Source organism: Vibrio pomeroyi, from assembly GCA_041879425.1.
In the GTDB taxonomy this organism is placed as follows: domain Bacteria; phylum Pseudomonadota; class Gammaproteobacteria; order Enterobacterales; family Vibrionaceae; genus Vibrio; species Vibrio pomeroyi_A.
Genome location: CP090854.1, coordinates 3,318,210 through 3,339,354, shown reverse-complemented (window position 1 = coordinate 3,339,354; position 21,145 = coordinate 3,318,210). Strand labels below are relative to the sequence as shown.

The window sequence follows — 21,145 nt, the reverse complement described above, 5'->3', positions numbered from 1 at the left end:
GATTTTGGGTAGAAGCGTTTGTTATTCTGGCTTTGGCAGCTCAACAGTGCTTTCTAGCTCTTCAACAGTGTGGTGATGGTTGGTGAACACACAGATATCGCCAGCAATATTCAGCGACTTCTCTGCGATTTCACGCGCATCTAAATCAGTATTTTCGAGTAACGCGATAGCAGCGGCTTGTGCATAGTTACCACCCGAACCGATAGCAATCAGGTCGTTCTCTGGTTGAACTACGTCACCGTTACCCGTAATGATCAGTGAAGCGGTTTCATCCGCTACTGCAAGCAGTGCTTCTAATTTACGTAGAGCACGGTCGCTACGCCAATCCTTTGCCAGCTCAACGGCAGCTTTGGTTAGGTGGCCTTGGTGCATTTGTAGCTTGCTTTCAAATTTTTCGAATAGCGTGAAAGCATCAGCTGTACCGCCAGCGAAACCTGCCAGTACTTTGTTGTTGTATAGGCGACGTACTTTGCGGGCATTGCCCTTCATTACAGTATTGCCTAGAGATACTTGTCCATCACCCGCGATGACGACTTTATTATTACGACGTACAGATACTATGGTGGTCACGAGTAGGGCCTCTTAATATTCTTATCTTTGGGTATAAAAAGTATATGAGGATGGCACTCGGATAATTCAAGGAACCACGAGTGATGTCGCGCAACTTATCGGTGGAAGTTGTAAGGAAATTTGGTGAAAGGGGCTAAATAAAAGAAAACCTCCACAATGGGAGGCTTTCGGTGTTTGCTGCGACTCGAGCGGGGTTACACAACTGCGTTATCGCTTATCACTACTCGGTATCTTTCCAAATAGCACAAGGTTCGATTTTCGCGCGTTGTAGCTTGTGGCGATCTCGCTCGGCATCACGCTTCAACTTGTAGGGTCCTAGAACCACGCGGTACCAGCTACTGCCGTCTTTCTTACGGATTTCACTTGAAATACCTTGGAAGGCAATATCCAGTTTACGTGCTTCTGCCTGTGCTGAGGTTTTGTAAGCGCCACACTGCATGATGTAAGGGATCTTAGAGATCTCTTGCTCTTTGGCTTTGACTTCAATCTCGCGGCTCGGCAGCGTTTCAACGTAGTCCCACTTCTCTTCTGGAGGTGGCGGAATCACTTTCGCTGGTTTTGGCTTAGGCTTCGGTTTGCTCACTACTGGAGCCGGCGCTGGTGGCTCAGGGTCATTACTCAATAAGTAAAGTCCGTAACCAAATCCACCAACAAGGAGGATCGCCAAAAGACCACTACGCCATGGTTTACGGCGAGGGGCTTGCTTCTTGGTCGGTCTCTTCGTGCCACGACCGCGCTTTACATAATCTCTATTAGCCACAAGACAATTCAATAGTTGGTAATTCAGCTCTCATGGTAATCCAGATTGCGCGAGGATAATAGTGCAGAAATGGAAGCGGCACATCAAAATGTGCCGCAGATTTATATCGGTATTTCTATGGCTTACATTCGAGGTGGCGCAGTACTGCCACGAACTACTAATTTGGCTTCTAGCAGACGAGAACCTGCTTGCACATCGTTGCCTTTCAGTAGATCAAGCATCATCAACATCGCTTGGCGTCCAATCTCATAACGAGGTTGAGAAATGGTGGTTAGCGGTGGATCGCAGTATTGAGCGAATTGAATGTCATCGAAACCAACAATTGATAAGTCTTGAGGAACTCGTAAACCTAACTTCTTCGCTTCTTGAATTGCACCAATGGCCATCGCATCGTTGTGACAGAAGATAGCGGTTGGTTGTTCAGGCAGCGCCAGTAACTGACGAACCGCTTGAGCACCCGCTTCAAAAGTGAAGTCGCCGACTGTGCTGTAGGCTGGGTTCATTGCCACACCTGCACGACGCAGAGCTTGTTGGTAACCTTGTTGTCGGAACTTACATAGAGTTGCTGATACAGGACCTGAGATTTGAGCGATACGCTTATGGCCTAACTGAGCTAGGTAATTCACGGCTTCAAATGCAGAGGTCAGGTTATCGATGTGTACCGTTGGGAGTTCAAGCTCAGGAGCGAATTCACACGCCATTACCATCGGCGGTAAGTTCTTTTGTTCAGGCTTGCTGACATCAAACGGGTGGTCGGTGCCAAGCAGTAGCATGCCGTCAGCTTGTTTAGTGAAGACAAGGTTAACAAAAGAAGACTCACGCTTCTTTTGCTGGCCGCTGTCACCCAATAGAACAAGGTAGTCATTTTCTACTGCGGCATCTTCGATACCACGAATGATCTCGGCGAAATATGGGTCACAGATATCAGGAACGATAGTGATGATGGTTTTTGATTCGTTGCGACGTAAGTTTCTAGCTAATGTATTGGGTGAGTATCCAGCTTCAAGTACTGCTGTTTCCACTCGCTTACGAGTTGAAACTGAGACTTTCTCAGGGTTCATCAATGCACGTGATACAGTGGCTGTTGAGACGCCTGCTAGCTGGGCAACATCCTTCATTGTCGCCATAAATTAAACCCTCTTTTAAGTTCCTTTGTCGCCTAAGTATCTAAGGCGTGAATAATAAATGTAATCGGATAGATATTGTGAAAGTGTTGCTAACACTTTTTTTATTGCAATATTTTATTCGTTTAATCCGTGTAAAGTTACGGCTAGATTAACAAAAATCACATGACTAGTGTGAAGTTGCTCACGAGAAATATGAAATATTTGTGAACAAACTTATCATTAGTTTTAACCCGCGTGGGTTTAGCTTAAATCTTGCGGCTCGATATCGAGTGACCAGCGGACTTTTTTCGCAGCGGGTAACATATTGATTGCCGGTTTCGCACTCATTAATAGCTTCTGCATCAATGAACGGGTTTGTGTTTGCAAGATCAGCTGCCAGCGAGATTTACCTGCTCGTTTGGCTAATGGCGCAGGGGTTGGCCCCAACACCATGCAATATTGGTCGAACAGTGGATGTGATTCCAATGTATGACGAACCTGACGTAAGAACTCTTCCACCAAGCGTGTGTCATTTGCTTCTGCTCTGAATAGTGTCATGAACGTATAAGGAGGTAACATCGCTTGTTTACGTTCTGCTAAAGCCGTCTGAGCAAAGTGGTTATAGTCTTTGTGTAACAGCGCTTGCAGTAATCCGTGCTCAGGGTGGTGAGTTTGTAATATCACTTCACCGGGTTTGCTTGCACGGCCTGCACGACCAGCGACTTGAATAAACAACTGAGCAAGGCGTTCAGACGCTCGGAAATCACTGCTATATAAAGAGCCATCAACATCCAATAACGCCACAAGTGTTACGTCAGGGAAGTGGTGACCTTTGGCAAGCATCTGGGTACCAATCAGGATTTGGTATTCACCCTTACGAATTGATTCTAATGCGCTTTCTAAGCTGCCTTTACGGCGGGTGCTGTCGCGGTCAATACGTATGGTTTTGTATTCAGGGAATAGCTGACCAAGCTGCGCTTCAAGTTGTTCAGTACCCACACCTACCGTCACCAAATTAGCAGACCCACAGCCTTGGCAGTTGTGCACGATATGCTGTTGTGAACCACAGTGGTGGCAACGCATCTCATTGCTGTATTGGTGATAGGTGTAGTAGGCATCGCAGCGCTTACATTCAGCTGTCCAACCACAGTCGTGACACATCAATGCCGGAGAGAACCCACGGCGGTTGAGAAACAACATCACTTGGTTGCCTGCTTTGAGGTGTCGTTGCATCTCGGCAATTAAAGACGCTGATAAACCACTTTCCAGATATTCGCCTTTCACATCCAACACTTTATTGGTGGTCGGCAAAGCGACCCCCGCACGTGAAGTAAGAGTGAGGTAATTGTATTTGCCTATCTGAGCATTGTGCAGCGTTTCAAAAGCGGGTGTTGCTGACCCTAACACAACCGGAATTTGCGCTTTATGAGCTCGCATGATCGCCACATCACGAGCGTGGTAGCGCAGGCTATCTTGTTGTTTATAAGAGGCATCGTGCTCTTCATCAACAATGATGATGCCTAAATCCGTAAACGGCGTGAACAGCGCAGAGCGGGTACCAATCACGATGCCCGCTATTTTGTCGCGCGCCGATAACCACGCATTCAGTCGCTCAGAATCATTTAGCCCTGAATGGATAACCTCAACAGGCACATTAAAGCGTCGCTTAAAGCGATTAATGGTCTGCGGCGTTAGGCCGATTTCAGGTACCAAGACCAATGCTTGTTTACCCTTATCAAGTATCGGCTTGATCATATTCAGGTAGACCTCTGTCTTACCTGAGCCGGTAACGCCCTCCAATAAGAAGCAGCCAAAGTCGGTCTGGCTATTGACGGTCGCGATCGCGATAGCTTGTTCTGCATTGAGCTTGGGTTTGTCTTGGTCGTTCTCAAGATCTTCAGGCCAAGGTTGGCGCTTCGGCTTTTTCTCTACCGATTCAATCCAACCTTTTTCTTCTAGCGTCTTGAGTACTGCGCTGCCCACCTCTTCATCAATGAACTCTTGATGAGGAACGGGACCGTGCTCAAGCATGTGCATTACTTTGGCTTGCTTAACGGCGCGACCAAAGCCTTGCATCAGTTGGTCTCGGCCTGATGGCGTTAACTGCCACTCGACCAGTGTCGCAAAGTCGGCCGCTTTACCTTTGCGTAACGCACTCGGTAGGGCATTGGCAAAGGTTTCACCTAATGGGTATTGATAGAACTGACTGCACCACGTTAACAGTGAGTAGACTGATTCAGGCCAAACCGGTTGGTTATCCAATAGCGCTTTAATTGGCTTGAGCTTGTCTAGCTCGAATTCGGATTCGTTAACCAGAGCCGTAACTATTCCGGTTAAGGTTTGTCGTCCAAAAGGCACAGAGACTCGTCCACCAATAATCGGAAATAGGTGGTTTGGAATCTTGTAATCGAACTGCTTGTCGAGTGGAACAGGCAGTGCCACACGGGCAATCATTGGACGCATAAAGGGACGGCTTTATCTGAGTTGACGAGAGCGAACAGTCTAAAGGATAAGGCGGTTAAATTCGAGGAGCAGTTTGAATGAGAGAGGGTAAGCTAACGCATGAAGGCAGCTATCATCCCCAAATTTCAATCAACACTTCTGCTTAAAAAGGAAATAAAGACACAATTGGTGAAAAATGTATCAAATCAGTTGATCCTACCTTATAGATTCATTACTATACTGCGCCTTGAAGGTATGGCTTCGTCACTCTTTTGTGCGAACGCGGTGTCTTTATTTCTTTTTTAAACTACGTGTGGTGTGCGGCTTAGAATCGTATAGCGACACGGCCTACTTGAGGTTATCCCATGAAAGCTGGAATCCACCCAGAATACAAAGCAGTTACTGCTACTTGTTCTTGCGGCAACACATTTGAGTTCAACTCAACGCTAGCAAAAGAATCAATCCACCTAGACGTATGTGACAAATGTCACCCGTTCTACACTGGTAAGCAACGTATCGTAGATACTGGCGGCCGTGTTGATCGCTTCAACAAGCGTTTCGGTGCTCTTTCTAGCAAGAAGTAATTCTCGCTATTTAGACATAAAAAGGACACTTCGGTGTCCTTTTTTGTTGCCTGCAATTTGTAAAATCACTGACTCCCACTCAAGTATCCATCTCACCTAACGATAAGTGGCCTCTTTATTCTATTGCGGGGCAATTCCTTGCTTATCATTCACCACTAAAATTCCGCACGAAAGTTCAACAAGCGATAGTAATTTCAACTGCTCACTGGTCTTATTAGTAGTGAAATCTCGTTTTTTAATGAGACAGAGGCTTCAACCACCTAGGAACTTTGAAGTACATCCATTAACATGAACAAGATCCCCCAAATAATAATATCCTAGGAACCTACACCTATGTCTGAAGACAGCAGCCAAGCTCAATCCTCTCAAGAATTATCGCCTCAAGAACAATTCCGTCAGCAAGCTCTTGATTATCATGAGTTCCCGATTCCAGGCAAAATTGCCGTAGAACTGACGAAGCCTGCAAACTCTGCAGAAGACCTAGCACTTGCATACAGCCCAGGCGTGGCTGAGCCTGTTCGCGAGATCGCACAGAACGTTGATAACGTTTATAAGTACACAGGTAAGGGCAACATGGTTGCTGTTATCTCTAACGGTACTGCGATTCTTGGCCTAGGTAACCTTGGTCCTATTGCTTCTAAACCTGTTATGGAAGGTAAAGCGCTACTGTTTAAGCGTTTTGCTGGTTTAGATTCTATCGATATTGAAGTAAAACACCGCACAATCGATGAGTTCGTTGATACAGTTGCGAACATTGCAGATACATTCGGCGGTATTAACCTAGAAGACATCAAAGCACCAGACTGTTTTGAGATTGAACGTCGCCTGATTGAGCGTTGTGATGTACCAGTATTCCACGATGACCAACATGGTACTGCGATTGTAACAGCAGCAGGTATGCTGAACGCGATCGAGCTTCAAGGTAAGAAGCTAGAAGAGTGTAAGATCGTTTGTCTAGGTGCTGGCGCAGCAGCGGTTGCATGTATGGAACTACTGATTAAGTGTGGCGCTCAGCGTGAGAAGATCTACATGCTTGACCGTAAAGGTGTGATCCACACTCGTCGTGACGACCTAAACGAATACAAAGAGCTGTTCGCAAACAACACTGATAAGCGTACGCTTGAAGATGTAATCGAAGGCGCTGACTTATTCTTGGGTGTATCTGGTCCAAACCTGCTTCCAGCAGAAGCACTAACACTGATGGCTGATAAGCCAGTTGTGTTTGCATGTTCAAACCCAGATCCAGAGATCAAGCCAGAGCTTGCTCACGAAGTTCGTTCTGACCTTATCATGGGTACAGGCCGCAGTGATTACCCTAACCAAGTAAACAACGTACTTTGTTTCCCATTCATTTTCCGTGGTGCACTAGACGTGCGTGCAAGCGAAATTAATGATGAAATGAAGCTAGCAGCGGTGAAAGCGATTCGTGAACTGGCGAAAGAAGAAGTTCCAGCTGAAGTACTAGCTGCGGCGGGTGAAACTGCACTGGAATTTGGTAAAGGCTACATCATTCCTAAGCCAATGGACCCGCGCCTACTTCCTCGCGTAGCGAAAGCAGTAGCAGAAGCGGCTGTTGAGTCTGGCGTAGCTCGTATCGAGATGCCTGCTAACTACATGGCGTAGTAGTTGCTGCTCTGTTGAGAGAAAAGAATAATAAAAAACCGACTCATCTGAGTCGGTTTTTTTATGTCTATCATTCACAGCGCAATCATAAAATAGCAATGCGTGATGTGATAAATAGGGTTCAGCTAGAGCGAATCAATATTGAAGGCAGTGACTGAGTTGTTTTTATTCTTCGTCAAACGCTTCGAACTCGATACCCATCTCTGTCATCAGTTTTTTCACTTCAGCAGGAATATCGTCTGGGCGGTCTTTACGAAGGTCTTCATCCGTTGGTAGTGGTTGGCCTGTGTACGCATGTAGAAAGGCTTCGCACAGTAGCTCACTGTTTGTTGCATGGCGTAGGTTGTTAATCTGGCGGCGGGTACGCTCGTCAGTTAGAACCTTTAACACTTTTAGAGGGATAGAAACTGTAATTTTCTTTACTTGTTCGCTTTTCTTTCCATGCTCAGCATATGGGCTTATGTATTCACCATTCCAGTCGGCCATTGCGTACCTTCATCACTTTAGTTGTTAGAATAAATTAATAGTGGTGATTTTAGCGGGATTTACCGCCATAAGCAAAGACATATAGACGTCTAGAAGTGTTGACGTCTCACGTTTATGAAAGTAAAGTGAATAACATATATCTAACACAGCCGTAAAATGCCGACAAGCAGCTGTGATTCTCAGACGCAAAACTTGTAAGGAAGCACCTATGAGCAGCCGGAAGCCAGCAACAATCGCAGTACGTACTGGTATCGAGTCAGACACGCAACACCATGCCGTTGTCCCACCTATTTATCTTTCGACTAACTATGGGTTTCCCGCTTTTGGTGAAGTGCCAAAGTACGATTACACCCGTTCTGGTAACCCAAACCGCGGTTTACTAGAAACTGCACTGTTTGAGCTTGAATCGGGCAAGGGCGCGGTGGTCACTAACTGTGGTACCTCGGCGCTAAACTTATGGGTTTCTGCTTTCTTAGGTGGCGATGATCTTATTATCGCACCACACGACTGCTACGGTGGTACTTACCGTCTGTTTAACACTCGCTCACTGAAAGGTGACTTCAAAGTTCTGTTCGTTGATCAATCGGATCAAGCGGCACTGGATGCAGCGATCGCGCTTAAGCCAAAGTTGATCTTAATTGAAACACCATCGAATCCTTTGGTTCGTGTGGTTGATATTGCAGAAACTTGTCGTAAAGCGAAAGAGGTTGGTGCTCTGGTTGCTGTCGACAACACGTTTTTGACTCCTGTGTTCCAAAAGCCTTTAGAGCTGGGTGCTGATTTTGTTATTCACTCAACCACTAAGTACATCAACGGACACTCGGACGTTATTGGTGGTGTTGTCGTTACGAAAACAGAAGAGCACGCTGAAGAGCTAGCATGGTGGGGCAACTGTATTGGTGCGACCGGCACACCATTTGATAGCTACATGACTCTACGTGGTATTCGTACGCTAGGTGCGCGTATGCGAGTTCACGAAGAAAGCTCACGTGAAATTCTCGCGTCTCTGCAGCAACAAGATCTTGTCGGTACTATTTATCACCCAAGTCTTCTTGAACACCCGGGTCATGATATTGCGAAGAAACAGCAGTCTGGCTTTGGTTCAATGCTGAGCTTTGAGTTTGCGGGCTCATTTGAGGCGCTTAAATACTTTGTCGATAAGTTAGAGCTATTCTCTTTGGCGGAATCACTGGGCGGTGTGGAAAGCTTAATTTGCCACCCTGCGTCGATGACTCACCGTGCAATGGGCGAAGAAGCACTGGCAGAAGCGGGTGTTTCTCAACAGTTACTGCGTCTTTCTGTTGGCCTTGAAGATGCTGAAGACTTGATTGATGACCTCAAGCAAGCGTTTGAAAAGACACAAGGCTTTATCGCTGAAGGGGAGGGTTAATAATGGCAACCTTTCGCCAGCTACATAAATTTGGTGGCAGCAGCTTAGCGAATCCTGAGTGTTACCAACGCGTGGTCAACATTCTTAGAGAATACTCATCAGCCACTGACTTGGTCGTGGTATCGGCAGCGGGTAAAACCACTAACCGCTTGATTGAGTTTGTTGAAGCGCTCGACAAAGATGGTCGTATTGCCCATGAATGTTTGCAAGCACTTCGTCAGTTCCAACTTGAGCTGATTGAAGCACTGCTTGAAGGTGAGTCTGCGGCTCAGCTAACGGCCACCATTCAACAAGAATTTACCGCTTTAGGTGAGCTAACGGCTCCTCTAAGCGAAGCGCAAAAAGCACAAGTGCTAGGACACGGTGAGGTTTGGTCTTCACGTTTGTTAGCCGCTTTGTTGTGCCAACATGATTTACAAGCGGTTGCTCAAGATGCACGTGCCTTTTTGCGTGCAGAAGTAGGTGCTCAACCTGAAGTTGACCGCGCACGCTCTTATCCTCTGATTAAAGAAGCCTTGGCGCAGCATGCACATTGCCGTGTCGTGATTACTGGCTTTATGGCTCAAAATACTGAAGGTGAAACGGTTCTACTCGGCCGTAACGGCTCGGATTACTCTGCAACTGTGATTGGTGCATTGGCTGAGGTTGAACGCGTAACGATTTGGAGTGACGTCGCTGGTGTATACAGCGCAGACCCTCGTTTGGTTTCGGATGCATGCTTACTACCTCTGCTTCGCCTTGATGAAGCGAGTGAGTTAGCTCGTTTAGCGGCTCCAGTACTTCACAGCCGAACTCTACAGCCTGTGGCTCAAAGTGCTATGGACTTAAGCTTACGCTGCAGCTATCAGCCAGAGGCGGGCTCTACACAGATAGAGCGTGTACTGGCATCGGGTCGCGGCGCAAAAATCATTACCTCTTTGGATGAAGTGCTTATCGTACAGCTGACGTTTGGTCACGGACATGATTTCGACCGTCTAGAGAGTGAAGTGCTTGAAGGGCTAAAGCGTGCTCAACTCGAGCCGCTTGCTTATGAGCTTGAACCGGATCAGCACTGTTTGCGCCTTGCTTACACAGAAGAGATCGCTGGTGGTGCTTTAGAATATCTACAAGATCACGCGATTGAAGCTGAGATTAAGCTTAAAGAAGGTTTCTCTTTGATTGCTGCCGTGGGTGCTGGCGTGACTAAGAACCCGAACCATTGCTACGGTTTCTACCAGCAGCTTAAGAGTTCGCCGGTTGAGTTCATCTCGGAGGCCAACTCTGGCTTGAGCTTAGTGGCAGTGATTCGCAAGAGTGAAACATCAAGCCTAGTGAAAGGCATTCACTCTCAACTATTCCAAGCGCAGAAGCGTGTTGCGATTGCTTTGTGTGGTAAGGGCAACATTGGTTCAAGCTGGTTAAGCCTGTTTGCTGAGCAAAAAGCGGAACTCGAAAAGCGTCGTGGAATGAACTTTGAATTGGTTGCGGTGGTTGATAGCCAAACTTATTGGTTCGACGACCAAGGTATTGATGCGACTTCGGTAGGTAAGCGCTTTGACGACGAAGCGATTGCCAACAATGGTAACGACTGGTTAGAGCGTTTAGGCTCTATTCAGGGTTATGACGAAGCAGTGGTTCTGGATGTGACTGCGAGCCCAGTGCTTGCGGAAAAATATCTGCAAATCGCACAACAAGGTATTCACCTTATCTCGGCAAACAAGGTGGCAGGTTCTGCATCAAGCGAGTACTACCATCAGGTACAAGATGCCTTCGCGAAGATCAGCCGTCACTGGTTGTACAACGCGACAGTGGGTGCAGGTCTGCCGATTAACCACACGGTACGCGACTTGCGCGAAAGTGGCGATGACATCATTGCGTTGTCTGGCATTTTCTCGGGCACGTTGTCGTGGTTGTTCCAACAGTTTGATGGCACTGTGCCGTTCAGTGAGTTGGTTGACTTAGCATGGCAACAAGGCCTGACTGAACCAGACCCGCGCGCTGACCTTGATGGTTCAGACGTAATGCGTAAGCTGGTGATTCTGGCTCGTGAATCGGGCTTAGACATTGAGCCTGAAAACGTAAAAGTAGAATCACTGGTCCCTGAAGAGTTGCAAGAACTGTCAGTAGATGACTTCTTTGATAAGGCTTCTGTGTTGAGCGAAGAGTTGGCTGAGCGTTTAGAGAAAGCGCACTCTCAACAGAAGGTTCTGCGTTACGTAGCGCGTTTAGAGAAAAATGGTAAGGCAACGGTAGGTGTTGAAGCCCTATCAAAAGAACACGCTCTAGCTAACTTGCTGCCTTGCGATAACATCTTTGCGATTGAGAGCAAATGGTACAAGGATAATCCATTGGTTATTCGTGGCCCGGGTGCAGGTCGTGAAGTAACTGCGGGTGCAATTCAGTCGGACCTAAACAGAATGTCTAGTCTGTTCTGATACTCAGATCAATTGTTTTAGTACGTAAATAGCATACTATTCACTAAGATAAATAAGGCTGAAAGCACGATGTGTTTTTCAGCCTTTTTTCTACATTATTTCTGCTTTGCGAGTCATCTAACTACTTGAGTTTTACTCACGATCTACTTGAGAAAAATTCATAATGGATCTGTTGACATTAAATCATATTCAATACATTCTACAGACATATAGACGTCTAAACGTCGTTTAAGGATTTGAGATTTTAGTGGTCGCTTTTGCCACAGGGAGAGTAAGATGGGATACACACACGCTAGTCATATCGACGCTTTAAATCAGAATATCGCTGAGCTTTCTGACAACATCAATGTGTCATTTGAGTTTTTTCCACCAAGCAGTGAGAAGATGGAAGAGACCCTGTGGAATTCTGTTCACCGTCTTAAAACACTTCAACCAAAATTTGTATCAGTAACCTACGGTGCAAACTCGGGTGAACGTGATCGTACCCACTCAATCATTAAAGAAATCAAAAACCAAACAGGTCTAGTCGCAGCGCCACACCTAACGTGTATTGATGCGAGCCGCGAAGAGCTGATTCAAATCGCCGACGATTACTGGGTAAATGGCATCGAGAGCATCGTTGCTCTGCGTGGTGATATTCCAGCAGGCGGCGGCGCGCCAGAGATGTACGCATCTGACCTAGTTGAGCTGCTTAAATCTCGTCACGACTTTGATATTTCAGTAGCGGCATTCCCAGAGGTTCACCCTGAAGCAAAAAGCGCTCAATCGGATCTTATTAACCTAAAACGTAAAGTGGATGCCGGTGCTAACCGTGCCATCACTCAGTTCTTCTTTGATGTAGAGAGCTACCTACGCTTTCGTGACCGCTGTGTAGCGGCTGGCGTTGATGTTGAGATTGTACCGGGCATTCTGCCGGTTTCTAACTTCAAGCAAGCGTCTCGCTTTGCTGCGATGAACAACGTAAAAGTACCAGGCTGGATGGCGAAGCAGTTTGAAGGTTTGGATGATGATCCAACGACTCGTCAGCTTGTTGGTGCTAGCCAAGCAATTGATATGGTTCGTACACTGAGCCGCGAAGGTGTGAAAGACTTCCACTTCTATACGCTAAACCGTGCAGAAATGACTTACGCACTTTGCCACACATTAGGTGTTCGTCCACAAGTCGCCGCGCTTTAAGTAAAGTCAAAGAAGTAAAGCCTAAGCGCTTGTAAAAAGTCTCTGGCTGTAAAATTTCAAATCCTATAGATACAAAAAAGGCTTGGACTCTAAGAGTTCAAGCCTTTTGCTTTTCTAGCTTCTAGCTTCTAGCTTCTAGCTTCTAGCTTCTAGCTTCTAGCTTCTAGCTTAACTTAAGCAAGAGCGCCAAGTTCAAGCAGTACTTCTTCAGCCCATACAATCCATGCTTCACGGATAAGTAGGTTACGACGAAGAGTAAGACGCTCAAGGCGTGCTTGCTTGTCTAGTGTTGATGGCGTTGCGTAGTAAGCCGCTTCGATTTCACGGTAGTGAGAAACCAGTTTGCGAGACTCTTCTACTAGCTCAGCAAGTTGTACACGGTAAGCGTCAGAAGGTTGTACAGCACAAGCCATTAGCTTAGCTGAGAACTCGTCACGAACGGTTGGGTGTGCAGTTGGTTGTTCAAACCATTCACCTAGCGCGCCACGGCCAGCATCAGTGATAGAGTAAACTTTACGATCAGGTTTGCCTTCTTGAGGCTCAAGCACGCAAGTTACCTGGTCGTTCTGAGCCATTTTATTTAGCTCGCGGTAAACTTGTTGGTGGCTAGCTTTCCAGAAGTAACCAATGCTTGCGGAGAATTCTTTTGTGATATCGTAACCAGTAGCATCGCGTGTACTTAAAACGGTTAGAATTACGTGTGGTAATGACATGTCTGAAATCCAAATGGTAAACAGTAAACAAATACTTAAACAACAAGTGTGCTTCTAATGGCACGTTATATTGGTTATGTTTAAGTAGCACCAACTCATCGGTTGGTTATGTCACCTTACAAAGCCGTTTATCACCTAGGTTGACCAGTTTATTGGTCAAGATGCTGCAGATTATTTTTTTGGAGTGTTTCCGCAGCGGAGCAGTAGTATATCTAAATAATAAGCATAAAGTAGAATACATGGACAAAATAACCCAAAAAACTGACAAAAAACTAAGTATCGCTTATTTTGTAAAATAAAAAGGTCGCACTAGGCGACCTTTTGTCTATTGAATAGTAGGAATCACTAATTAACCAGTGTTTCGCATGCCTGCTGCAATGCCTGCAATCGTCACCATTAGCGCTTCTTCAAGCTCTGCTGGTGGTGTTTCACATTTACGAGTACGGTAAAGCAGCTCAGCTTGAAGCATGTTTAGTGGCTCAACGTAGATGTTACGTAGGCGGATTGACTCTAGTCCCCAAGGGTCGCTCTGCATTAGGTTCTCGTTGTTCTCAACATTCAGCACGGCTTTGATGTCTTTTTGCAGCTGTTCACGCAGCAATTCACCTAACGGTAATAGCTCTTCGTCAACAAGACGTTGGTCGTAGTACTTAGCGATTTCCATGTTGCACTTCGAGTACACCATTTCCAACATACCGAGACGGGTAGAGAAGAACGGCCACTCGCGACACATCTCTTCCAGTAGGGCTTGATGGCCTTGATCTACAGAGTACTGAATCGCTTCACCAGCGCCTAGCCATGCAGGCAGTACTAAACGGTTTTGGCTCCAAGAGAAAATCCATGGAATCGCACGTAGGCTTTCTACGCCGCCGTTCGGGTTACGTTTTGCAGGGCGAGAACCAAGAGGCAGTTTGCCTAGCTCCAGTTCAGGTGTCGCTTGACGGAAGTAAGGTACGAATTTTTCTTCGCCACGAACCACGTTACGGTAAGCCTCACAAGATACTTGAGACAGCACTTCCATTAGGTCGCGCCACTCTTGTTTTGGCTCTGGTGGCGGCAGAAGGTTCGCTTCTAGAATCGCACTTGCGTAAAGGTTGAAGCTGTTTACAGCAACATCTGGCAAGCCAAGCTTAAAGCGGATCATTTCGCCTTGCTCAGTTACACGTAAACCGCCTTTCAAGCTCTTAGGTGGCTGAGAAAGAAGAGCAGCGTGCGCTGGCGCACCACCACGACCAACCGTACCGCCACGACCGTGGAATAGAGTCAGTTCAATGCCTTCTTCATCACAAACCTTAACCAGCTTGTCCATCGCGTCATATTGAGCCCAACCTGCAGACATTACGCCCGCATCTTTCGCTGAGTCAGAGTATCCGATCATCACCATCTGGTGGTTCTGGATAAAGCCACGGTACAAGTCGATGCTCATTAGCTGTTTCATTACTGCTTCTGAGTTGTTCAAGTCGTCTAGCGTTTCGAACAGCGGACACACGTCCATGCGGTACGGACAGCCGCATTCTTGCAGTAGCAAGTGAACAGCCAGTACATCTGATGCAGTACGTGCCATAGAAATTACGTAAGCACCGAAGGCTTCACGAGGTTGAGCAGCAATGACCTTACAGGTGTCTAAAACCTCTTTAACCTGTTCAGATGGCTCCCAATCGCGAGGAAGAAGCGGTCGCTTAGAGCTTAATTCATTGGTTAAGAAAGCAATCTTGTCTTGCTCGCTCCATTGGTCGTAATCGCCAATGCCTAGGTAGCGAGTCAGTTCAGACAGTACATCTGAATGACGGGTACTTTCTTGACGAACATCGAGACGCACTAGGTGTACACCGAATGCTTTTAGTCGGCGCAGAGTATCAAGCAGAGAACCGTCTGCGATTACGCCCATGCCACATTCGTGCAACGATTGGTAACACGCGTAAAGCGGTGTCCAAAGTTGCTCGATGTTCTGTAGTGTTTCTTTCTTCGGAACCTCTGTGTCATGCAGTTTTGCATCCAACACTTCTAGCGTGTTGTTCAGCAGAGTACGTAGGTTCTTCAGGATTGCACGGTAAGCTTCGTGCTCATCACCGGCTAGTTCACGAACGGCATCATTACACTTAGTCATCGACAGTTCGGTAATTAGCTCGTTAACGTCACCTAGGTAAAGGTCTGCAGCTTTCCAGCGAGATAAGCGTAGCACTTCTTTAGTGATGGTGTGCGTTACGAATGGGTTACCATCGCGGTCACCGCCCATCCAAGATGAGAAGTGTACCGGGCGTGCATCAATCGGCAGGCCTTCACCAAGATAGCCTTTTAGTCGGCCATCCATTTCACGTAGGAAATCAGGAACGGCTTCCCAAAGCGAGTTTTCTACAACCGCAAAGCCCCACTTAGCTTCATCAAGTGGCGTTGGGCGTTGCTGACGAATCACATCAGAGTGCCAACCTTGAGCGATAAGTTGCTCTAGGCGACGTTCGGTTTTCACGCGCTCTTTGTGCGATAGGTCGCTTAATTCTAATTTAGACAGGCACTCGTTGATCTTAACCAGCTTGTTGATCATGGTGCGACGAGTGATTTCTGTTGGGTGTGCAGTCAAAACGAGTTCAATGTTCAGGTCGCGAACGGCTTGAGCCGCATCTAGCTTGCTGATGTCGTTTTGGTTTAATTTGGAAAATAGAGATTGCAGCACGTCTGGTTCGCAAACATGCTCCTCACAGTGGCGAGAGATGGTGTGGTACTGCTCTGCCATGTTGGTGAGGTTGAGAAATTGGTTAAATGCACGAGCAACAGGAGTGAGTTGTTCGTTCGGCAGGTTTTTGATTTCTTCAACTAGGCTGTCACGGTCAGCTTTGTTGCCTGCGCGGGCGGATTTGGAAAGTTTACGGATAGTTTCCACTTTCTCTAAGATAACGTCACCATGTGCATCTTGGATTGTGTTACCTAGCAAGCGTCCCAGCATGCTTACGTTACTCTTGAGAGCGGCGTATTTCTCGTTCATTGTCATCCTGCCTCGTAAAAAAATTACATCCATTGTTCCTTGTTAAGTACACAATCTAGCGAAAACTGCTGTATCTAGTCAAATAAAGCATTCTAAGTTTGCAATTATTAGTTTTCGAAATGCGGGAGAAGTAAATTTTCCAAGACTTCGGAATAAAGTGAAATTTAATTACAAGATCAGGCTTTGGCAGGGATAACAGAATAAAAGCCACCTTTTTGGGCGGCTTTTATAAAAAAATATCGAAAGGGTAGCAATAACTAGAAACAATATTTACGGATGGATTTACTCAGAACATCAATCGTTGGATCGATAAAATCGAAGCTTAAGAACTCATCCGGTTGGTGAGCTTGGTCGATTGAGCCCGGACCCAGAACTAAGGTTGGGCAAAGTTCTTGAAGGAAAGGTGCCTCGGTACAGTAGTTCACGGTTTGTGATTCAGTTTCGCAAACGGATTCCATGCCACCGATAAATGGGTGGTCGTGTTGGCACTCGTAACCCGGGATAGGTTCGTGCAGTGGCGTAATTTCAATTCTGCCCGGCCATTTGGCTTCCACTTCTTTCAGTGCGCTGCGCAGCATGTTATCCAAGCCATCTAAGCTGATACCCGGTAAAGGACGTACATCGTAGTGCAGCTCACAGCAACCACAGATACGGTTGGCGCTGTCGCCACCGTGAATATGGCCAAGGTTTAGAGTAGGGCTTGGAATTGCAAAACCCGGGTGATGGTACTCTTTGACTAACTTGTCACGCAGCTGCATTAACGCAAACAACACTTCATGCATGATCTCGATGGCATTGACGCCTAGTGCAGGATCAGAAGAGTGACCTGATTTACCGGTTACTCGCACTGCATTTGCCACGTGGCCTTTGTGTCCACGAATCGGCACTAGGCTAGTCGGCTCACCAATGATGCAGTAGTCCGGTTTAAATGGTGCATTCTCCGTGAAGTGACGAGCACCTAGCATGGTGGTCTCTTCATCACAGGTTGCCAATACATAAAGTGGCCTTGCCTGATTACTCCAATCCATCTTTTTTGCCGCTTCATAGACGAAAGCGAAGAAGCCTTTCATGTCGGCCGTGCCTAATCCGTAGAAGCGATTATTGTGCTCTGTCAGTGCATGAGGGTTAAAGTTCCAACGCCCTTCATCAAATGGCACGGTGTCGCTGTGTCCTGCTAATAGCAAGCCACCTTCACCAGAACCCATCTTTGCGACCATATTATGTTTGCCGGGCTCGACTTCCACGACCTCTACGCTAAAACCCAAGTCTTTAAACCATTGAGCCAATTTTTCGATCACTTTTTCGTTGCCATGATCCCAGCTTGGATCGGTAGAACTAATAGAGTCGGTGGAAATTAGGCCTTTGTAGACCTCAAGAAAACTCGGTAATTGCATAATATCTTCACTTCTACTATTGACAGGAAAACTATAAGTCGGTAAAACACATATTAAATCATATTTAATGCATAAGAAATCAAATAAAGCTAAAAATTAAGTATGAATAGTCAAATTTTGAAATGTAACTTACCTCAGAAATGGATGTGTTGAGATGTTGAAAACCACGATCATTGGCGCAAGCGGCTACACAGGAGCAGAACTGGCTCTAATGATAAACAGACACCCTGAGCTCACGCTATCAGGTTTATATGTCTCAGCCAATAGTGTAGACGCAGGTAAACCTATTGCGGCATTGCACGGTAAGTTAGCTGGCTTGATTGATATGCCAGTACAACCATTAACGAATCCAGAAGAAGTGGCAAAGCAGTCTGATGTGATTTTCTTAGCCACTGCACACGAAGTAAGCCATGACCTAGCGCCAATCTTTCTAGAGAACGATTGCCAAGTGTTCGACCTATCGGGAGCCTTCAGAGTGAAAGGCGAGAACTTTTACCAAGAGTTCTACGGTTTTGAACACCAACACGAGCAATGGCTAGATAAAGCCGCTTACGGTTTAGCGGAATGGAATGAGCAAGCGATTAAAGAAGCTCAACTTGTCGCAGTCGCGGGTTGTTACCCAACCGCATCACAATTGGCGATTAAGCCTTTGGTTGAAGCGAAGTTACTGGATGAGAGCCAATGGCCTGTGATTAACGCAACGAGTGGTGTTACAGGAGCGGGTCGTAAGGCGACCATGGTTAACAGTTTCTGCGAAGTGAGTCTGCAAGCTTACGGCGTATTCAATCACCGTCATCAACCTGAAATGGCTGCACACTTAGGATGTGATGTGATTTTCACTCCGCACCTCGGCAACTTTAAGCGCGGTATTTTAGCGACCATCACCATGAAACTGGCTGAAGGCGTGACAGAACAACAGATACAAGATGCTTTTGAGCAAGCTTACCAAGGTAAACCTGCGGTGAGATTACTCGAAGAGACATTGCCAAGAATTCAAGACGTAGAACATACACCTTTCTGTGATTTAGGTTGGAAGGTTCAAGGTCAGCACATCATCGTTGTTTCAGCGATTGATAACTTATTAAAGGGTGCATCTAGCCAAGCGATGCAGTGTTTAAATTTACGTTATGGTTTTGCGCCATTAACTGCGTTAGTGTAAGGAAATCTAGATATGAGCCTTAATAATCAACCATTAATCATAAAGTTAGGTGGCGCTGCGCTATCTTGTGGTGAAACACTTAGCAAGTTATTTGGTGCTATCTCTGCTTACCAACAACAAGCCCAACGACCAATCGTGATTGTTCACGGTGGTGGTTACCTTGTTGATGATTTGATGAATAAGTTGAACCTCGAAACCGTTAAGAAAGAAGGGTTACGTGTTACTCCTTATGATCAGATCCCTGTGATTGCTGGTGCACTAGCGGGTACGGCGAATAAATTACTTCAAGGTCAGGCGATTAAAGACGGTATCAATGCCGTTGGTTTGAGCCTAGCGGATGGTGGTTTATGCAAAGTGAGCGAACTGAACCCTGAGCTGGGTGCAGTAGGAAAAGCGGAGCCGGGCGACTCAACCGTCTTGCAAGCGATTCTTAATGCTGGCGCGCTGCCAATCATCAGTTCAATTGGTCTGACTGAACAAGGTCAACTGATGAACGTCAATGCCGACCAAGCTGCGGTTGCCGTTGCTGGCGCACTAGATGCTGAGCTGGTACTTCTTTCTGATGTAAGTGGTGTGTTGGATGGCAAAGGCCACCTCATTCCAAGCCTTAATCAACAACAAGCCGATGACCTTATCGCAGGCAAAGTAATTACCGACGGCATGATCGTCAAGGTTCAAGCCGCACTAGAAGCAGCTAACGACCTCGGACGACCAATCGAAGTTGCTACTTGGCGATACCCAGAAAAGCTAACACAACTGTTTTCAGGTAAAAGCATAGGAACACAGTTTTTACCTCAGTAGTTCTCACAACGAGTCACTACTTAAAGAATTTAGACAAACTAAATAAACATATAATTATGAAGTCATTTCCAACGCTGACCGCCATGTGCAGTATGGAAACTAGGAGAAAGAAAATGAGCAAAGTTAACGTAAAGAAAGTTGTAGTAGCCTACTCTGGCGGTCTAGACACATCAGTAATCATCCCATGGTTGAAAGAGAACTATGACTGTGAAGTGGTTGCGTTTGTCGCGGATGTTGGTCAAGGCGACGAAGAGTTGATTGGTATCGAAGAGAAAGCAAAAGCTTCGGGTGCTTCAGAGTGTTACATCGCTGACCTTAAAGAAGAGATGGTGGCAGATTACATCTACCCAACACTAAAAACAGGCGCTTACTACGAAGGTAAATACCTACTAGGTACTTCTATGGCTCGTCCAATCATCGCGAAAGCGCAGGTTGAAGTAGCACGAAAAGTAGGTGCTGACGCACTGTGTCACGGTTGTACTGGTAAAGGTAATGACCAAGTTCGTTTTGAAGGTGCATTCGCAGCACTAGCACCAGACCTACACGTAATTGCACCATGGCGTGAGTGGGATCTAGTGAGCCGTGAAGAGTGTCTAGATTACCTAGCAGAACGTAACATCCCTTGTACTGCTTCTCTTACTAAGATTTACTCGCGTGATGCAAACGCATGGCACATCTCTACAGAAGGTGGCGTTCTAGAAGATACATGGAATGCGCCAAACGAAGATTGCTGGGCTTGGACTGTAGACCCAGAGCAAGCGCCAAACGAATCTGAAACAGTAACGCTTAAAGTTGAAAAAGGCGAAGTGGTTGCGGTTGATGGCGAAACAATGACGCCGTACAACGCACTGGTTTACCTAAATGAGAAGGGCGCTAAGCACGGTGTTGGTCGTATCGATATCGTAGAAAACCGTCTTGTTGGTATGAAGTCACGTGGCTGTTACGAAACTCCGGGTGGCACCATCATGATGGAAGCACTACGTGCAGTAGAGCAGCTAGTTCTTGATAAAGCGGCATTCGAATTCCGTGAAGAGCTAGGTGTTAAAGCTTCTCACCTTGTATACGACGGTCGTTGGTTCACTCCGCTTTGTAAGTCAATCCTTGCAGCGACAGAAGAGCTAGCACAAGACGTGAATGGTGAAGTGGTTATCAAGCTTTACAAAGGCCATGCAACGGTAACTCAGAAGCGTTCTGACAACAGCCTATACTCAGAAGAGTTTGCAACCTTTGGTGAAGATGAAGTTTACGACCAAAGCCACGCTGAAGGCTTCATTCGTCTTTATTCGCTATCAAGCCGTATCCGTGCTCTGAATAGCCAAAAGTAATCCTAACAATGAGTTAGTGAGCTAGCCTTTGATGAAAAATTAAAGGTCAGTAAACAGACATTATTATGCAAAGCCCATTCACTATTGATTAGTGAGTGGGCTTTTTAGTTTCTATTCGCCTAATAAATCAGCTTCGGTTTTTACTATCGAATGGCATATAATTCGCGCTCCACGCTGAAAATAATCAATGGATTCAACTTTTGGTGAATAAATATGTGAAAA

The 21,145-nt window shown here is 46.3% G+C and carries 16 protein-coding genes; 8 read left to right on the top strand and 8 right to left on the bottom strand.

Going from position 1 to position 21,145, the window contains the following annotated elements; translation table 11 throughout:
• Positions 1-21 precede the first annotated feature (21 nt).
• From hslV to priA, 4 genes are all read right to left on the bottom strand, one after another.
• Positions 22-570, bottom strand: a complete 549-nt coding sequence (gene hslV / locus L0992_14815; GenBank protein XGB66948.1) for an ATP-dependent protease subunit HslV — start codon at positions 568-570, stop codon at positions 22-24.
• A gap of 220 nt (positions 571-790) precedes the next feature.
• The gene (gene ftsN / locus L0992_14810; GenBank protein XGB66947.1) at positions 791-1,330 is read right to left on the bottom strand and encodes a cell division protein FtsN; all 540 of its coding nucleotides are present in this window, start codon (positions 1,328-1,330) and stop codon (positions 791-793) included.
• Positions 1,331-1,452: 122 nt separating this feature from the next.
• Positions 1,453-2,457 (bottom strand): DNA-binding transcriptional regulator CytR, encoded by a 1,005-nt coding sequence (gene cytR, locus L0992_14805; protein ID XGB66946.1) that lies wholly within the window; start codon positions 2,455-2,457, stop codon positions 1,453-1,455.
• Positions 2,458-2,697: 240 nt separating this feature from the next.
• Complete coding sequence (gene priA, locus L0992_14800) at positions 2,698-4,899, bottom strand: primosomal protein N' (protein XGB66945.1); 2,202 nt, start codon at positions 4,897-4,899, stop codon at positions 2,698-2,700.
• Positions 4,900-5,243: 344 nt separating this feature from the next.
• Between priA and rpmE the strand changes: the two genes are divergently transcribed.
• Entirely contained in the window at positions 5,244-5,462 is a 219-nt protein-coding gene (rpmE, locus tag L0992_14795; protein XGB66944.1) for a 50S ribosomal protein L31, read from the top strand.
• 333 nt (positions 5,463-5,795) lie between these two features.
• The gene (locus L0992_14790; protein XGB66943.1) at positions 5,796-7,085 is read left to right on the top strand and encodes a malate dehydrogenase; all 1,290 of its coding nucleotides are present in this window, start codon (positions 5,796-5,798) and stop codon (positions 7,083-7,085) included.
• 165 nt (positions 7,086-7,250) lie between these two features.
• Here L0992_14790 and metJ read toward each other — a convergent pair whose 3' ends face one another.
• On the bottom strand, positions 7,251-7,571 hold the full coding sequence (metJ, locus tag L0992_14785) for a met regulon transcriptional regulator MetJ (protein ID XGB66942.1): 321 nt from the start codon (positions 7,569-7,571) through the stop codon (positions 7,251-7,253).
• Between the two features lie 208 nt (positions 7,572-7,779).
• Here metJ and L0992_14780 point away from each other — a divergent pair, with 208 nt between their 5' ends.
• From L0992_14780 to metF, 3 genes are all read left to right on the top strand, one after another.
• A complete protein-coding gene (locus tag L0992_14780) occupies positions 7,780-8,961 on the top strand; it encodes an O-succinylhomoserine (thiol)-lyase (protein ID XGB66941.1) in 1,182 nt (393 codons plus the stop codon).
• Between the two features lie 2 nt (positions 8,962-8,963).
• Positions 8,964-11,375, top strand: a complete 2,412-nt coding sequence (locus L0992_14775) for a bifunctional aspartate kinase/homoserine dehydrogenase II (GenBank protein ID XGB66940.1) — start codon at positions 8,964-8,966, stop codon at positions 11,373-11,375.
• Positions 11,376-11,651: 276 nt separating this feature from the next.
• Entirely contained in the window at positions 11,652-12,551 is a 900-nt protein-coding gene (gene metF, locus L0992_14770; GenBank protein XGB66939.1) for a methylenetetrahydrofolate reductase, read from the top strand.
• 173 nt (positions 12,552-12,724) lie between these two features.
• On the opposite strand, the gene L0992_14765 is transcribed toward metF, so the two are convergent.
• The 3 genes from L0992_14765 to argE form a co-directional block, all read right to left on the bottom strand.
• The gene (locus L0992_14765; protein ID XGB66938.1) at positions 12,725-13,264 is read right to left on the bottom strand and encodes a PadR family transcriptional regulator; all 540 of its coding nucleotides are present in this window, start codon (positions 13,262-13,264) and stop codon (positions 12,725-12,727) included.
• Between the two features lie 349 nt (positions 13,265-13,613).
• On the bottom strand, positions 13,614-16,250 hold the full coding sequence (ppc, locus tag L0992_14760; protein XGB66937.1) for a phosphoenolpyruvate carboxylase: 2,637 nt from the start codon (positions 16,248-16,250) through the stop codon (positions 13,614-13,616).
• Positions 16,251-16,501: 251 nt separating this feature from the next.
• A complete protein-coding gene (gene argE, locus L0992_14755; GenBank protein ID XGB66936.1) occupies positions 16,502-17,638 on the bottom strand; it encodes an acetylornithine deacetylase in 1,137 nt (378 codons plus the stop codon).
• A 154-nt stretch (positions 17,639-17,792) separates the two neighbouring features.
• Here argE and argC point away from each other — a divergent pair, with 154 nt between their 5' ends.
• The 3 genes from argC (at position 17,793) to L0992_14740 (ending at position 20,923) form a co-directional block, all read left to right on the top strand.
• Positions 17,793-18,797 carry an N-acetyl-gamma-glutamyl-phosphate reductase gene (gene argC / locus L0992_14750; protein XGB66935.1) on the top strand — a complete coding sequence of 335 codons (1,005 nt, stop codon included), beginning with the start codon at positions 17,793-17,795 and terminating at the stop codon, positions 18,795-18,797.
• 12 nt (positions 18,798-18,809) lie between these two features.
• Positions 18,810-19,598, top strand: a complete 789-nt coding sequence (gene argB, locus L0992_14745; GenBank protein XGB66934.1) for an acetylglutamate kinase — start codon at positions 18,810-18,812, stop codon at positions 19,596-19,598.
• Between the two features lie 113 nt (positions 19,599-19,711).
• Entirely contained in the window at positions 19,712-20,923 is a 1,212-nt protein-coding gene (locus tag L0992_14740) for an argininosuccinate synthase (protein ID XGB66933.1), read from the top strand.
• Positions 20,924-21,145: the final 222 nt, after the last annotated feature.

Bases quoted from the DNA above. Each gene is read 5' to 3' on its own strand.
- ppc (XGB66937.1), bottom strand. From the start codon at position 16,250: ATGACAATGAACGAGAAATACGCCGCTCTCAAGAGTAACGTAAGCATG.
- rpmE (XGB66944.1), top strand. From the start codon at position 5,244: ATGAAAGCTGGAATCCACCCAGAATACAAAGCAGTTACTGCTACTTGT.
- metF (XGB66939.1), top strand. From the start codon at position 11,652: ATGGGATACACACACGCTAGTCATATCGACGCTTTAAATCAGAATATC.
- argC (XGB66935.1), top strand. From the start codon at position 17,793: ATGTTGAAAACCACGATCATTGGCGCAAGCGGCTACACAGGAGCAGAA.
- metJ (XGB66942.1), bottom strand. From the start codon at position 7,571: ATGGCCGACTGGAATGGTGAATACATAAGCCCATATGCTGAGCATGGA.
- L0992_14765 (XGB66938.1), bottom strand. From the start codon at position 13,264: ATGTCATTACCACACGTAATTCTAACCGTTTTAAGTACACGCGATGCT.
- L0992_14740 (XGB66933.1), top strand. From the start codon at position 19,712: ATGAGCAAAGTTAACGTAAAGAAAGTTGTAGTAGCCTACTCTGGCGGT.
- L0992_14790 (XGB66943.1), top strand. From the start codon at position 5,796: ATGTCTGAAGACAGCAGCCAAGCTCAATCCTCTCAAGAATTATCGCCT.
- cytR (XGB66946.1), bottom strand. From the start codon at position 2,457: ATGGCGACAATGAAGGATGTTGCCCAGCTAGCAGGCGTCTCAACAGCC.
- L0992_14780 (XGB66941.1), top strand. From the start codon at position 7,780: ATGAGCAGCCGGAAGCCAGCAACAATCGCAGTACGTACTGGTATCGAG.
- priA (XGB66945.1), bottom strand. From the start codon at position 4,899: ATGCGTCCAATGATTGCCCGTGTGGCACTGCCTGTTCCACTCGACAAG.
- argE (XGB66936.1), bottom strand. From the start codon at position 17,638: ATGCAATTACCGAGTTTTCTTGAGGTCTACAAAGGCCTAATTTCCACC.
- argB (XGB66934.1), top strand. From the start codon at position 18,810: ATGAGCCTTAATAATCAACCATTAATCATAAAGTTAGGTGGCGCTGCG.
- L0992_14775 (XGB66940.1), top strand. From the start codon at position 8,964: ATGGCAACCTTTCGCCAGCTACATAAATTTGGTGGCAGCAGCTTAGCG.